Below are 14565 nucleotides of genomic sequence, written 5' to 3'. Positions count from 1 at the left end.
TTCGGTCAGCCTGCCTCAAAAAGGGCACGCATTTGTCCTATGCTTAACGGCGACGCCCGGCGAAGCCTCGCCCCGCCGTCCGTTGCAACAGCCATTCATCCGTCAGAACCAGGGAGCCTTTGCCATGCTGAAAAAGCTGCTGATGCTGTTCGTCGCGCTATCGCTGTCGCTTGCCGCCGGTCTCGCCGCGGCCGTCGAAGTCAACACGGCCGACCAGGCCGCGCTCGAATCGGTGAAGGGCCTCGGGCCCGTGAAGTCGAAGGCGATCATCGACGAACGCACCAAGAACGGCCCGTTCAAGGACGCAGACGATCTCGCGAACCGCGTGAAGGGTCTCGGCACGAAGTCGGTCGGGCATCTCGAGGAAAACGGCCTGACGATCGGCGGCTCGTCGACGCCGCCGAAGGGCGTGAAGCTGTCGAAGCCGGCCGCGACGACGTCCGCAACCCCGTCGGCCACGACGTCGGCAGGCACGGCGCCGACGACCGCAGCGCCGGCGCCGACCCCGGCCGCCAGCGCGCCGGAAGCGGCGTCGAAGCCGGCCAAGGGCAAGCGCGCGTCGAAGAAGGAAAAGGCGGCCGCGGCCGCGGCGGCATCCGCCGATGCGGGAGCGAGCGCGCCGGCCGCAGCGTCGTCCACGAAAGCGACGAAGGGTTCGAAGAAGAAGAGCAAGAAGGACAAGGCAGCCTCCGCCGCCGCGGCGTCGGGCGCCTGATGTGCGCCGCGCGTGCGATCGCGTGCGCGCGGCATTCGATCAACGGGCGCCGTCGTTGCGGCGCCCTTTTCAGTGAAGGTGAAGAACCATGGGTCTCCTCGACATCGTTGGCGGTCTGATCGGCGGCCAGGCCGGCGGCAACTCGCAAAGCGCGCTCATCACGACCGCGCTCGAATTCATCAACAACCAGCCGGGCGGCCTGAACGGCCTGATCGAGAAGTTCAAGGCCGGCGGCGCCGGCGACATCATCGGCTCGTGGGTCGGCAACGGCGAAAACCAGCCGATCTCGGCCGACACGCTGCAGAACGTGCTCGGTTCCGACGTCGTCGGCTCGCTGGCGAGCAAGGTCGGCATCGATCCGTCCCAGGCATCGTCGATCCTCGCGCAGGTGCTGCCGCACGTCGTCAACGGCGCGACGCCGAACGGCGAAGTACCGGCCGGCGGCCAGGTCGATACGTCGAACGTGCTCGGCACGCTCACGCAGCTCGCCGGCATGTTCGGCGGCAAGCAGGCCTGAGCCCGCACCGCGCCGGCTGACGGCCTGGACGGCGGTTTCGGCCGCCCCATATGCAAACACCCCGCCTGAGCGGGGTGTTTGTTTTTGTGCGCCCGGCGCGAACCGGGCGTGCGGCCGATCACCGGCGATCAGTGCACGACGCGGTCGAACACGAACTTGCCGTCGCTGACGTCGACCGGGATCACGTCCTTCGGACCGAAGCGGCCCGCGAGGATCAGCTTCGCGACCGGGTTCTCGATCTCCTGCTGGATCGCGCGCTTCAGCGGCCGCGCGCCGAACAGCGGATCGTAGCCGACCTTCCCGATCTGTTCGAGCGCCGCCGGCGACACGTCGAGCGCCATGTCGAGCTTCGCGAGCCGGTCGTGCAGGCGCGCGAGCTGGATCTTCGCGATCGATTCGATGTTGCTGCGATCGAGCGCGTGGAACACGACGACGTCGTCGATCCGGTTCAGGAACTCGGGGCGGAAGTGCTGCTTCACTTCGAGCCACACGGCGTCCTTGATCTCTTCCTGCGGTGCACCCGTCATTGCCTGGATCACCTGCGAGCCGAGGTTCGACGTCATCACGATCACCGTGTTCTTGAAGTCGACCGTACGCCCCTGCCCGTCGGTCATGCGGCCGTCGTCGAGCACCTGCAGCAGCACGTTGAACACGTCCGGGTGCGCCTTCTCGATCTCGTCGAGCAGGATCACGCTGTACGGCTTGCGGCGCACGGCTTCCGTCAGGTAGCCGCCTTCCTCGTAGCCGACATAGCCCGGCGGCGCGCCGATCAGCCGCGCGACGCTGTGCTTCTCCATGAACTCGCTCATGTCGATGCGGATCAGATGCTCTTCCGAATCGAACAGGAACGCCGCCAGCGCCTTGCACAGCTCGGTCTTGCCGACGCCCGTCGGGCCGAGGAACAGGAACGAGCCGTACGGGCGGTTCGGATCGGCGAGACCGGCGCGCGAACGACGGATCGCATCCGCGACCGCGCCGATCGCCTCGTGCTGGCCGACCACGCGTTCGTGCAGCTTTTCCTCGATGTGCAGCAGCTTCTCGCGTTCGCCCTGCATCATCCGCGACACCGGAATCCCGGTTGCGCGCGACACGACTTCCGCGATTTCTTCCGCGCCGACCTGCGTGCGCAGCAGACGCGGACGCGTCGGGTTGTGCTGCTCCTGCTCTTCGGCCTGCGTGACCTGCTTCAGTTGCGACTCGAGTTGCGGCAGCTTGCCGTACTGCAGCTCGGCGACCTTCTCCAGCTTGCCTTCACGCTGCAGACGCGTGATGTCGGCCCGCACCTTCTCGATCTCTTCCTTGAGCTGCGCGCTGCCCTGCACCGCGGCCTTCTCGGCGGTCCAGATCTCTTCCAGGTCCGCATATTCGCGGCCGAGACGATCGATCTCTTCCTCGATCAGTTGCAGACGCTTCTGCGACGCCTCGTCCTGCTCCTTCTTCACGGCCTCGCGCTCGATCTTCAGCTGGATCAGACGGCGATCGAGCTTGTCCATCTCTTCGGGCTTCGAATCGATTTCCATCTTGATCTTCGACGCGGCCTCGTCGATCAGGTCGATCGCCTTGTCCGGCAGGAAACGATCGGTGATGTAGCGGTGCGACAGCTCGGCCGCGGCGACGATCGCCGGGTCGGTGATGTCGACGCCGTGGTGCAGTTCGTACTTCTCCTGCAGCCCGCGCAGGATCGCGATCGTCGCCTCGACGCTCGGCTCGTCGACGAGCACCTTCTGGAAGCGGCGCTCGAGCGCGGCGTCCTTCTCGATGTACTTGCGATATTCGTCGAGCGTGGTCGCGCCGATGCAGTGCAGCTCGCCACGCGACAACGCCGGCTTCAGCATGTTGCCCGCGTCCATCGCGCCTTCGGCCTTGCCGGCACCGACCATCGTATGGATCTCGTCGATGAACACGATCGTCTGGCCTTCGTCCTTGGCGATGTCGTTGAGCACGGCCTTCAAGCGCTCCTCGAACTCGCCGCGATACTTCGCGCCGGCGAGCAGCGCGGCCATGTCGAGCGACAGCACGCGCTTGCCCTTCAGCGTCTCGGGCACTTCGCCGTTGACGATACGCTGCGCGAGCCCTTCGACGATCGCGGTCTTGCCGACACCCGGCTCGCCGATCAGCACCGGGTTGTTCTTGGTCCGGCGCTGCAGGATCTGGATCGAACGGCGGATTTCGTCGTCACGGCCGATCACCGGATCGAGCTTGCCCGCGCGGGCGCGCTCGGTCAGGTCGACTGTGTATTTCTTCAGCGCCTCGCGCTGGCTTTCCGCGTCCTGGCTGTGCACCTGCGAGCCGCCGCGCACCGCGGCGATCGCGGCTTCGAGCGCCTTGCGCGTGAGGCCATGCTGACGGGCGAGCTTGCCGGCGTCGCCCTTGTCGTCGGACACGGCGAGCAGGAACATCTCGCTCGCGATGAACGTGTCGTTGAGCTTCTGCGCTTCCTTGTCGGCCTGGTTCAGCAGCCCGGCCAACTCGCGGCCGATCTGGATGTCGCCGCCCGTGCCCGTGACTTGCGGCAGGCGCGAAATGGCTTCGTTCAGCGCGCCTTGCAGCGTCTGCACGTGAACGCCCGCGCGCGACATCAGCGAGCGGGCGGAGCCGTCCTGCTGCGCGACCAGCGCCGCCAGCACGTGAACGGGTTCGATGTATTGATTGTCGCGGCCTGCCGCGAGGCTTTGGGCGTCCGCGAGTGCTTCCTGGAACTTGGTGGTGAGCTTGTCGATTCTCATTTGGCGAGACCTCCAATTTTCGATTAACACCAAGATGTGGATGGTTATACGGGTTTCAAGCGAAATTCGGGTTGATTCAGCGCAAAAATCGCCGGCTGGCGATGCGACGGCCTGCGGGCCGGCTGCCGCCCGGATGGCGGCGATGGTGCCGGCGCGTCAGCCGACCTTCGACGGCGAGCCGGCGGATGCCGGCGCGTCATCCCCGGACGGCTCGGCACGCACCAGCGCGATCGGACGAATGCCCAGCAGCGCCATGAGCGGCGACGCGGGCACGGTCAGTTCGCCGAGCGTGTGACGGTCGAGTTCGGCGAAGAATGCGTCGCGCGCGGCCGCCAGCACGCCCTTCAGGCGGCACTGCGGCTCGATCACGCAGCCGCGCGATTCGTCGCCGTCGGGCGCAAAGCAGCCGACCAGCGCGAAATCGTTCTCGGTCGCGCGCACCACCTGGCCGACCGTCAGCTTCAGCGAATCGGGAAACAGCCGCAGCCCGCCGTTGCGGCCGCGGACGGTATCGACCCAGCCGAGCTCGCCGAGCTGCTGCACGACTTTCATCAGATGGTTCTTCGAGATGCCGTAGGCGTCCGAGATCTCCTGGATCGTCGCGAGCCCCTCGCCGCGCACGGCCAGGTACAGCATGACGCGCAGCGAATAGTCGGTGTAGTCGGTGAGTCTCATGAGCGAATACGGAAAATGATCGATCGCGCCCCGATCAAGCGGGCCAGATCAATCGAAACGCGCGTCGGGACGGTTCTCGAGGTCCGCTTGACGGCGCCGGGTTGCCGGGACGGCCGGCGCGCAATAAGATGCATGGCACCTACGCATTTTTCAGGCATCGGTGGACGCTATTTTGCGTGAAAATTCTGTCGGCGTCCTGCGCGTTGCCCACGCTGCCGTTCCGCCGTCACGACGCCGACGCCCTGATTTCCCGGCCCCTTTTGCCATGACCGCCCTGCCCGCCTCGCCCGAAACCGCCCCGGCCCGCCCTCGTGACGCCGAACCGACCGAAGACAACATCCGTGACCTCGTGTACGCGTTCTACGACCGCGTGCGCGCCGATCCGCTGCTCGGCCGCGTGTTCGACGCGAAGCTGGACGGCCGCTGGGACGATCATCTGCCGAAGATGGTGAGCTTCTGGTCGAGCCTCGTGCTCGGCACCAAGGGCTATCGCGGCAACGTGCAGCAGGCGCACCAGCCACTCGACGGGATCGAGCCCGCGCATTTCAGCCGCTGGCTGTCGCTGTTCCTGAAGACCGTCGAGGGGCGCTACACGCCGCCCGCGGCCATCCGCTTCATGGAGCCCGCGCTGCGCATCGCGCAGAGCCTGCAGTTGAGCCGCTTCGGCTGGGATTATCAGATTCCACCCGAGCAGCAGGCGCTGCTCGACGCGATCGCGCCACGCCGTCGCGACACGGGCGACGATTCGCATCCGCTGCCGTCACGCGCCCGCGGCGAGCCGTTTCCGACGAAGATCATCGGGCGCGGAACCGATCCGGACGCCTGACACGACGATTCGCAGCGACGGAGCGCTTGTGTGCCTGCGGCACATCGCCGCACGACACGAACGCCGCGCTCAACGCGGCGGCGTGTTGCCCGATTCGACACCCCAGCGCGCGAGCGCCGCATCGTCGGTGCTGCGGGCATCGACCCAGCGCTCCCCGTCCGGCGTCGTTTCCTTTTTCCAGAACGGCGCCTCGGTCTTCAGGTAGTCCATCACGAACTCGCACGACGCGAACGCGTCGCCGCGATGCGATGCGACCGTCGCGACCATCACGATCTGGTCGAGCGGCAGCAGCCGGCCGACGCGATGCACGATCGCGACGTCGATCCCGGGCCAGCGCCGGGCGGCCTCGGCGGCGATCTTCTCGAGCGCCTTCTCGGTCATCCCCGGATAGTGCTCGAGTTCCATCGCGGCGACCGAATCGCCTTCGTTCAGGTCGCGCACGGTGCCGACGAAGCAGGCGACCGCGCCGATCTTCGGGTTGCGCGCGCGCAGCGCCGCCACCTCGGCGTTCAGGTCGAAATCGTTAGTCTGTACTCGTACCGTAGCCATCGTCTGCCTCTGTCGACCAGAGTTAGCGCTTCAGCGCTTTACTCTGGTCCCATGCTTCGCGGTCGACCAGAGTTAGCGCTTCAGCGCTTTACTCTGGTCCCATGCTTCGCGGTCGACCAGAGTTAGCGCTTCAGCGCTTTACTCTGGTCCCACGCAAAGCTCAACCGCCCGTCACGGGCGGAAAAAATGCGACCTCGCAACCATCGGTGAGCCGCGTATCGGGGTCGGTCATCTCGTGATTGCATGCCATGCGCAACGCGCGCCCTTCGGCGAGCGTCTCGGCCCACGCGCCGCCGCGCAGGCGCAGCCATGCGCGCACGTCGCCAACGGTCGTCACGCCGTCCGGCACGTCAGCCTGTTCGTCGGACACGCCCAGCGCCTCGCGCACGCTTGCAAAGAATTTCAGTTGAATCTTCATGGGTCAGGAAGCCGTCGCGTTACGACAGCAGTTCGGAAAACGGAATGAAACGCACGGTCTCGCCCGCGCTGATCGCGTGCTGCGGCGGATTGTCGATCAGGCCGTCGCCCCAGACCGTCGACGTCAGCACCGCCGAGCTCTGGTTCGGGAACAGGTCGAGGCCGCCGGCCGCGTTGACGCGCGCGCGCAGGAATTCGTTGCGCCGATCGCCCTTGCTTTGCGAGAAGTCCGCGCGCAGCGACAGCGCACGCGGCGCGACGTCGCGCACGCCGGACAGGCGCAGCAGGAACGGCCGCACGAACAGCAGGAACGTGACGAAGCTCGACACGGGATTGCCCGGCAGCCCGATGAAATGCGCGTCGGGACGCGCGTCGCCGCGGCGCACCGCGCCGAACGCGAGCGGCTTGCCCGGCTTCATCGCGATCTGCCACAGCGCGAGCCGCCCCTCGGCCTCGACGGCCGGCTTCACGTGATCCTCGTCGCCGACCGATACGCCGCCGCTCGTCAGGATCACGTCGTGATCGCGCGCGGCCTCGCGCAGCGTGTCGCGGGTCGCGGCGAGCGAGTCGGGCACGATCCCGAAGTCGGTCACATGGCAGCCGAGCCGCTCAAGCAGCCCGCGCAGCGTGAAGCGGTTCGAATTGTAGATCGCGCCGGGTTTCAGCGGCTCGCCCGGCATCGTCAGTTCGTCGCCGGTGAAGAACACGGCGACGCGAATCCGCCGCGCGACCGACAGCTGCGCGCAGCCGACCGACGCGGCCAGCCCGAGCGCCTGCGGCGTGAGCCGCGTCCCGGCCGGCAGGATCACCGAGCCCTGGCGGATGTCCGCGCCCTGCGCGGTGATCCATTCACCGGCCTTCGGCGTGTGGAGGATTTCGACCGCATCGCCGTCGGCCGACGTCTGCTCCTGCATCACGACGGCGTCGGCGCCGGGCGGCACCGTCGCGCCGGTGAAGATCCGCGCGGCCGTGCCCGCCGCGAGCGGCGCGGCCGGGTGGCCGGCCGGGATCCGCTGCGACACCGGCAGGCGCCGCTCGCCGTGCAGCAGGTCAGCGACGCGCACCGCATAGCCGTCCATCGCGCTCGTATGCATCGGCGGCACGTCGAGCGGCGAGCTCACGTCGGCCGCCAGCACACGGCCGAGACCGTCGAGCGTGGCGACGGTTTCGGCGCCGTGCAGCGGCTTCGCGGCTTCGAGCAGCGCGGAGAGCGCTTCGGCGGTCGACAGCATCGGCGCGCGCGGCGCCGCGGGATTCGGGTTCGACATCGATGGAATCGGGGATCGTTGGAATCAATACGTCATTGTAGCGACGCCATCGCGCCCACGCGCGATATGCCGGACATGCGGCAACTGTGATCGGCGCGATCGCGCTGCACTGGCACTTGTTTCGCGCGCCATCCGGCAACGCGCCCGCGCGCGGCCGCCACCAAGCGAAACGGCCGGAACCCCGATCCGTGCGACGAATCGGCATTCCGGCCGTCCTGAGTCGCGGAGCTTGCGACCCCGCGGCCCGGCGCTGCTCCGGGTGCTACGTTATGCGCCCGTATGCGCGGCGATGAAGTCCTTCACCTGCTGCGCATCGGCCTTCACGACCTCGAAACGCTGCGGCAGCGCCTCGAGCCCGTCGAATGCGGCCGGCCGCTCGGCCTCACGATCGAGCGCCTCGCGGATCGTCTCGCCGAACTTGATCGGCTGGGCCGTCTCGAGCACGATCATCGGCACGCCCGCGTCGAGGTGCTCGCGCGCGACCTTCACGCCGTCGGCCGTGTGCGTATCGATCATCGTGTCGTAGCGCGAGAACACGTCGCGGATCGTCGCGATGCGGTCCGTGTGGCTGCTGCGACCCGACACGAAGCCGAACTCGGCGACGCGCGCGAAGTCGCCGCTCGCCGCGAGATCGAAACCGCCCTTCTCCTCGACGTCGCGGAACAGCTGCATCACGCGTGCCGGATCGCGGCCGAGCAGGTCGAACACGAAGCGCTCGAAGTTCGACGCCTTCGAGATGTCCATGCTCGGGCTGCTCGTGTGATACGTGTTTTCCGCGCTGCGCACGCGATATGCGCCGGTGCGGAAGAACTCGTCGAGCACGTCGTTCTCGTTGGTCGCGACCACGAGCTTCGCGATCGGCAGGCCCATCATCCGCGCGATGTGACCCGCACAGACGTTGCCGAAGTTGCCCGAGGGCACCGTGAACGACACGCGCTCGTCGTTGGACGTCGTCGCCGCGAAATAGCCCTTGAAGTAGTACACGACCTGCGCGACGACACGCGCCCAGTTGATCGAGTTGACGGTGCCGATCTTCTGCTGCGCCTTGAACGCGTGATCGTTCGACACGGCCTTCACGATGTCCTGGCAGTCGTCGAACACGCCTTCGACCGCGAGGTTGAAGATGTTCGGATCCTGCAGGCTGAACATCTGGGCGGTCTGGAACGCGCTCATCTTCTTGTGCGGCGACAGCATGAACACGCGCACGCCGGCCTTGCCGCGCATCGCGTATTCGGCCGCGCTGCCCGTGTCGCCCGACGTCGCGCCGAGGATGTTCAGCGCTTCGCCGTGCTTCGCGAGCGTGTACTCGAACAGGTTGCCGAGCAGCTGCATCGCCATGTCCTTGAACGCGAGCGTCGGGCCGTTCGACAGTTCGAGCAGCGAGATCGGCGCGCCGTTCTCGCTGCCGAGCGTCTTCAGCGGCGTGATGTCGGACGCGTTCTCGCCGTGGCGCGTGTTGCTGTACACGGCGGCCGTATACGTGCGGCGCGTGATCGCGCGCAAGTCGTCGGCCGGCACGTCGTCGCAGAACTTCGACAGGATCTCGAACGCGAGATCCGCGTACGGCAGCGTGCGCCAGCGGGCCAGTTCGTCGGCCGACACCTTCGGGTACTCGGCCGGCAGGTACAGCCCGCCGTCCTTCGCGAGACCGCCGAGCAGGATGTCGGAGAACGTGTGGCGCTCGCCGATGCCGGCGCCGCGCGTGGAGATGTAGTTCATGTCGTTCCTGGTCCTCAGTTCAGCGCTTCCATGCGCAGCTTCGTCACCTTCGAGACCACCGTCGCGAGGCCTTCGATCTGCGCGATCGCCGCGTTCACGTGCTTCTCCAGCGTCTCGTGCGTGATCAGGATGATGTCGGTTTCGCCGTTCGCGTCGTCGACCTGCTCCGATTCCTTCTGCAGCAGCGCGTCGATCGAAATGCCCGTCGCGGCGAGGATGCGCGTGATGTCCGCGAGCACGCCCGTCTGGTCGGCCACGCGCAGGCGCAGGTAGTAGCCGCTCGTCACTTCCTCGATCGGCAGGATCGGCGTGTTCGACAGGCTGTCCGGCTGGAACGCGAGATGCGGGACGCGATGCTCGGGGTCGGCCGTGTGCAGGCGCGTGACGTCGACGAGATCCGCGACGACCGCCGACGCGGTCGGTTCCGCGCCCGCACCCTTGCCGTAATACAGCGTCGTGCCGACCGCGTCGCCGTGCACGACGACCGCGTTCATCGCACCCTCGACGTTCGCGAGCAGGCGCTTCTCGGGAATCAGCGTCGGATGCACGCGCAGCTCGATGCCGTTTTCGGCGCGGCGCGTGATGCCGAGCAGCTTGATCCGGTAGCCGAGTTCTTCCGCGTAGCGGATGTCGGTCGCGTCGAGCTTGCTGATGCCTTCGACGTACGCGCGGTCGAACTGGACCGGCACGCCGAACGCGATCGCGCTCATGATGGTCGCCTTGTGCGCGGCGTCGACGCCTTCGATGTCGAAGGTCGGATCGGCTTCCGCGTAACCGAGCTCCTGCGCGGCCTTCAGCGCGGTTGCGAAGTCGAGGCCGCGATCGCGCATTTCCGACAGGATGTAGTTCGTCGTGCCGTTGATGATGCCGGCGATGTACTGGATGCGGTTCGCGGTCAGGCCTTCGCGCAGCGCCTTGATGATCGGAATGCCGCCGGCGACGGCCGCCTCGAACGCGACCATCACGCCCTTTTCGCGCGCGGCCTCGAAGATCTCGGTGCCGTGCACCGCGAGCAGCGCCTTGTTCGCCGTCACGACGTGCTTGCCGTTCGCGATCGCGCGCAGCACGAGCTCGCGCGCGATGCCCGTGCCGCCGATCATCTCGGCGATGATCGAAATCGACGGATCGTCGACGACCGCATTGAAATCGTCGGTGATCTGCGCGGTGCCGGCGTTACCGCCGAGCGCGGCCTGCGCCTTGGCCGGTTTGCGCACCGCGATGCGCGCGACCTCGATGCCGCGCCCCGCGCGTCGCTTGATTTCTTCCTGGTTGCGGTGCAGCACCGTGAAGGTGCCGCTGCCGACGGTGCCGAAGCCCAACAGGCCAACTTTGATCGGTTCCATGCTGCGTGTGATCGATGAGTAAGAATGAATGAATGAATGCCGGGGACCTTGTCCGCTCAGACCGAATGGCGCTTGCGGTAGCCGTCGAGGAAGCGCGCGATCCGGTTGATCGAATCGGTCAGGTCGTCGAGGTTCGGCAGGAAGACCACGCGGAAGTGATCCGGCGCCGCCCAGTTGAAGCCCGTCCCCTGCACGAGCAGCACGCGTTCCTCGAGCAACAGGTCGAGGATAAACTGCTGGTCGTTCTGGATCGGATAGAGCTTCGGATCGAGACGCGGGAACATGTACAGCGCGGCCTGCGGCTTCACGCAGGTCACGCCCGGAATCGACGTGAGCATGTCGTACGCCAGCTCGCGCTGCTTGTACAGGCGCCCGCTCGGCACGATCAGCTCCTTGATGCTCTGGTAGCCGCCGAGCGCGGTCTGGATAGCGAACTGCCCGGGCACGTTCGCGCACAGGCGCATCGACGACAGGATCCCGAGCCCTTCCAGATAATCCTTCGCGCGCCGGCGGTTGTCGCCGCCGAGGCCCGACACGGCCATCCAGCCCGCGCGATAGCCGCACGAGCGATAGCTCTTCGACAGGCTGTTGAACGTGACGGTGATCACGTCTTCCGACAGCGAGCCCAGCGCCGTGTGCTCGAGCCCGTCGTAGACGATCTTGTCGTAGACCTCGTCGGCGAACACGATCAGCCCGTGCTGGCGCGCGATCTCGAGCAGATCGCGCAGCAATTCGTCGGAATAAAGCGCGCCGGTCGGGTTGTTCGGGTTGATCACGACGATCGCCTTGGTGTTCGGCGTGATCTTGCGGCGGATGTCGTCGAGGTCGGGCATCCACGCGTTCTGCTCGTCGCACACGTAATGCACGGGCGTGCCGCCCGACAGGCTCACGGCGGCCGTCCACAGCGGGTAGTCGGGCGCCGGCAGCAGCACTTCGTCGCCGTCGTTCAGGAGCGCCTGGGTCGCCATCACGATCAGTTCGGACGCGCCGTTGCCGATGTAGATGTCGTCGAGACCGACGCCGACGACACCCTTTTGCTGCGTGTAGTGCATCACGGCCTTGCGGGCCGAGAACACGCCCTTCGAATCCGAATAGCCGGACGACGCCGGCAGGTTGCGGATCATGTCCTGGATGATTTCGTCCGGCGCGTCGAAACCGAACGGCGCGAGGTTGCCGATGTTCAGCTTGATGATGCGGTGGCCTTCTTCCTCGAGGCGCTTCGCGTGCTCGAGCACCGGGCCACGGATGTCGTAGCAGACGTTGAGCAGCTTGTTCGACTTCTGAATCGGTTTCACGACGACACGGTTCCTGGGTTGGCCTTGCGGCCGGGGGACGGGATCAAAACTGGAGAGCGGCCGGTCTGTGCGCGCTGTCTAGACTGGGGAAAATGCGGGCGGTCGGACGCGGCTTGTGGCGACGCACGATGCAAGTGGCGCCCGGGGGCGACCAAAAAGTTATAATTTAGCGGATTTTGGCCGACTTTCGCAATGCACCATGGCCGCTCCGGGCCCGCGCCGTCAGGCGTCCCGCGCGCGGCGGTCGCGAAACCGGCCGCCCGGGCCCGTGCGGCCCTTGCCAGACACTCCCTCCACGGAACCGCGGAATACCGATTTGAAACTGCACCAGGACGCGAGCGGCGCGCTCAACACCGTCACCGGCTACGGCCCCGATTATGTCGACGTCAACCTCCAACGCCACGAAAGAAGCGTCATCGTGCTGCCCGGCGCACCGGTGCGGGACTGGCCCGTGTCGTCGTTCGACGCGCTCGCGCCCGAGCATTTCGCGATGCTGCTCGACCCGGCGCCCGAGCTCGTGATCTTCGGCAGCGGCGCACGGCTGCGCTTCCCGCACCCGCGTCTCGTGGCCGCGCTCACGGCCAAGCGGATCGGCGTCGAGACGATGGATTTCCAGGCCGCCTGCCGCACCTACAACATCCTGATGGCCGAGGGCCGCAAGGTCGCCGCCGCGCTCTTAATTGAACGTTAATCACTGTTGCGGTAAAACTCGGGCCGGCACACCGGGTCGATCCCCGGATCGTCGTCCGGGTCGATGACCGGCAAGCCGACCGCCCCGGCGCAACCCGCCGGCGGCTCTCACAACAACCAACAGGCTGAAAATCCATGAACGATACGCCGTCGAGGCTACCGCTCAACCGCATCACGCTCGTCCTCCTGCTCGTCGCACTCGCGATCGTCTGGTTCGCGCCGCTCGGGCTGCGCCACCTGATCCCGAGCGACGAAGGCCGCTACGCGGAAATGGCGCGGGAAATGTTCGTCACCGGCGACTGGATCACGCCGCGCTACAACGGCTACAAGTACTTCGAGAAGCCGCCGCTGCAAACGTGGCTGAACGCGCTGACGTTCGCGTGGTTCGGCATCGGCGAATGGCAGGCGCGCCTCTACACGGGCCTCGCCAGCTTCGCCGGCGTGCTGCTGGTCGGCTTCACGGGCGCGCGCCTGTTCAACCCGCTGTCCGGCTTCCTCGCGGCCGTCGTGCTCGCGTGCTCGCCGTACTGGAACCTGATGGGCCACTTCAACGCGCTCGACATGGGGCTCGCGTTCTGGATGACGCTGTCGCTCTGCTCGCTGCTGCTCGCGCAGCGGCCCGGGCTGCAGGCGGGCGCGGCGCGCGGCTGGATGTGGGCGTGCTGGGCCGCGATGGCGTTCGCCGTGCTGTCCAAGGGCCTTGTCGGCCTGATCCTGCCCGGCGCCGTGCTGGTGCTCTATACGCTGATCGCCCGCGACTGGGCGCTGTGGAAGCGGCTGTATCTGGTCAGCGGGCTCGTGATCTTCTTCGCGATCGTCACGCCGTGGTTCGTGCTCGTCCAGCAGCGCAACCCCGAGTTCTTCAACTTCTTCTTCATCGTCCAGCAGTTCCGCCGGTACCTGACCCCGGAACAGAACCGCCCGGGCCCGCTCTACTATTTCGTGCCGGTGCTGCTGGTCGGCTTCCTGCCGTGGCTGTCGGTCGCGTGGCAGAGCCTCCGCCATGCACTGCGCATGCCGCGTCAGCCGAACGGCTTCTCCCCGATGCTCGTGCTGCTGATCTGGAGCGCGTTCATCTTCCTGTTCTTCAGCGCATCGCATTCGAAGCTGATCTCGTACGTGCTGCCGGTCGCGCCCGCGCTCGCGCTGATGATCGGCGCGTACCTGCCGCTGATGAGCGCCGACCGGTTCCGCCGTCACCTGCTCGGCTACCTCGTGTTCTTCGTCGTCGCGGCGTTCGGGATCATCTTCCTCGCATATCAGGGCGACGCCCGCACGCCGAATGCGCTGTACCGCGCGTTCCAGCTATGGCTGTACGCGGGCCTCGCGGTCGCGGGCGCGCTGACGCTCGCGGCTGCATGGCTGAACCGTCGCGTGGGCGTCGCGGCCGCGATCACCGCGTTCGGCGCCGCGTGGCTCGCGTTCGGCACGATCGGCGGCACCGGTCACGACGAATTCGGGCGCTACAGCTCGGGCGCGCTGCTCGCGCCCGCCGTGCGCGCCGAACTGGCGAAGCTGCCGCCCGACACGCCGTTCTACTCGATCGAGATGCTCGATCACACGTTCCCGTTCTATATGGGCCACACGACGATCATGGTCCAGCGCCAGGACGAACTCGCATTCGGGATCTCGGTCGAGCCGAACAAGTGGATCCCGACCGTCGACCAATGGATCGAACGCTGGAAGCAGGAAACCCATGCGCTCGCGATCATGCCGCCCGGCCAGTACGACACGCTGGTCAAGCAAGGCGTGCCGATGCGCGTGATCGCGCGCGACAACCGCCGCGTGATCGTCGAGAAACCGCAATCGTAAGGACGCCCGCCGC

The 14565-nt window shown here is 66.9% G+C and carries 13 protein-coding genes; 5 read left to right on the top strand and 8 right to left on the bottom strand.

Annotation, left to right across the window (positions count from 1 at the left end; translation table 11 throughout):
- Positions 1-124: 124 nt before the first annotated feature.
- Both HWX25_RS14745 and HWX25_RS14740 read left to right on the top strand, forming a co-directional pair.
- Entirely contained in the window at positions 125-715 is a 591-nt protein-coding gene (locus HWX25_RS14745) for a helix-hairpin-helix domain-containing protein (RefSeq protein WP_175908921.1), read from the top strand.
- A gap of 88 nt (positions 716-803) precedes the next feature.
- Positions 804-1232 carry a YidB family protein gene (locus HWX25_RS14740; protein WP_059529856.1) on the top strand — a complete coding sequence of 143 codons (429 nt, stop codon included), beginning with the start codon at positions 804-806 and terminating at the stop codon, positions 1230-1232.
- A 128-nt stretch (positions 1233-1360) separates the two neighbouring features.
- Here the strand turns inward: HWX25_RS14740 and clpB are convergent, their stop codons facing one another.
- Positions 1361-3958, bottom strand: coding sequence for an ATP-dependent chaperone ClpB (gene clpB, locus HWX25_RS14735; RefSeq protein ID WP_175908920.1), 2598 nt, complete (start codon positions 3956-3958; stop codon positions 1361-1363).
- Positions 3959-4114: 156 nt separating this feature from the next.
- Positions 4115-4633, bottom strand: coding sequence for an Rrf2 family transcriptional regulator (locus tag HWX25_RS14730; RefSeq protein ID WP_059817569.1), 519 nt, complete (start codon positions 4631-4633; stop codon positions 4115-4117).
- Between the two features lie 265 nt (positions 4634-4898).
- Here HWX25_RS14730 and HWX25_RS14725 point away from each other — a divergent pair, with 265 nt between their 5' ends.
- On the top strand, positions 4899-5459 hold the full coding sequence (locus tag HWX25_RS14725; RefSeq protein WP_175908919.1) for a group III truncated hemoglobin: 561 nt from the start codon (positions 4899-4901) through the stop codon (positions 5457-5459).
- A gap of 69 nt (positions 5460-5528) precedes the next feature.
- Here HWX25_RS14725 and HWX25_RS14720 read toward each other — a convergent pair whose 3' ends face one another.
- The 6 genes from HWX25_RS14720 to HWX25_RS14695 all read right to left on the bottom strand — a co-directional run bounded on the left by HWX25_RS14720 (position 5529) and on the right by HWX25_RS14695 (position 12050).
- Complete coding sequence (locus HWX25_RS14720; protein ID WP_175908918.1) at positions 5529-6008, bottom strand: molybdenum cofactor biosynthesis protein MoaE; 480 nt, start codon at positions 6006-6008, stop codon at positions 5529-5531.
- Positions 6009-6168: 160 nt separating this feature from the next.
- Positions 6169-6426 (bottom strand): molybdopterin converting factor subunit 1, encoded by a 258-nt coding sequence (gene moaD, locus HWX25_RS14715; RefSeq protein WP_006758354.1) that lies wholly within the window; start codon positions 6424-6426, stop codon positions 6169-6171.
- A 19-nt stretch (positions 6427-6445) separates the two neighbouring features.
- Positions 6446-7693 carry a gephyrin-like molybdotransferase Glp gene (glp, locus tag HWX25_RS14710; RefSeq protein WP_175908917.1) on the bottom strand — a complete coding sequence of 416 codons (1248 nt, stop codon included), beginning with the start codon at positions 7691-7693 and terminating at the stop codon, positions 6446-6448.
- A 267-nt stretch (positions 7694-7960) separates the two neighbouring features.
- Positions 7961-9412 carry a threonine synthase gene (thrC, locus tag HWX25_RS14705; protein ID WP_175908916.1) on the bottom strand — a complete coding sequence of 484 codons (1452 nt, stop codon included), beginning with the start codon at positions 9410-9412 and terminating at the stop codon, positions 7961-7963.
- A gap of 14 nt (positions 9413-9426) precedes the next feature.
- A complete protein-coding gene (locus tag HWX25_RS14700; protein WP_175908915.1) occupies positions 9427-10755 on the bottom strand; it encodes a homoserine dehydrogenase in 1329 nt (442 codons plus the stop codon).
- 56 nt (positions 10756-10811) lie between these two features.
- Positions 10812-12050, bottom strand: coding sequence for a pyridoxal phosphate-dependent aminotransferase (locus tag HWX25_RS14695; RefSeq protein ID WP_175908914.1), 1239 nt, complete (start codon positions 12048-12050; stop codon positions 10812-10814).
- Between the two features lie 316 nt (positions 12051-12366).
- Here HWX25_RS14695 and HWX25_RS14690 point away from each other — a divergent pair, with 316 nt between their 5' ends.
- Positions 12367-12741 carry an Mth938-like domain-containing protein gene (locus HWX25_RS14690; protein ID WP_175908913.1) on the top strand — a complete coding sequence of 125 codons (375 nt, stop codon included), beginning with the start codon at positions 12367-12369 and terminating at the stop codon, positions 12739-12741.
- A gap of 134 nt (positions 12742-12875) precedes the next feature.
- Positions 12876-14552 carry a glycosyltransferase family 39 protein gene (locus HWX25_RS14685; RefSeq protein ID WP_059693280.1) on the top strand — a complete coding sequence of 559 codons (1677 nt, stop codon included), beginning with the start codon at positions 12876-12878 and terminating at the stop codon, positions 14550-14552.
- Positions 14553-14565: the final 13 nt, after the last annotated feature.

This window comes from Burkholderia sp. BCC1640 (genome assembly GCF_902833125.1).
Lineage (GTDB): Bacteria > Pseudomonadota > Gammaproteobacteria > Burkholderiales > Burkholderiaceae > Burkholderia > Burkholderia diffusa.
The sequence above is the reverse complement of the archived record's forward strand: the minus strand, read 5'-3'. Positions and strand labels throughout refer to the sequence as shown.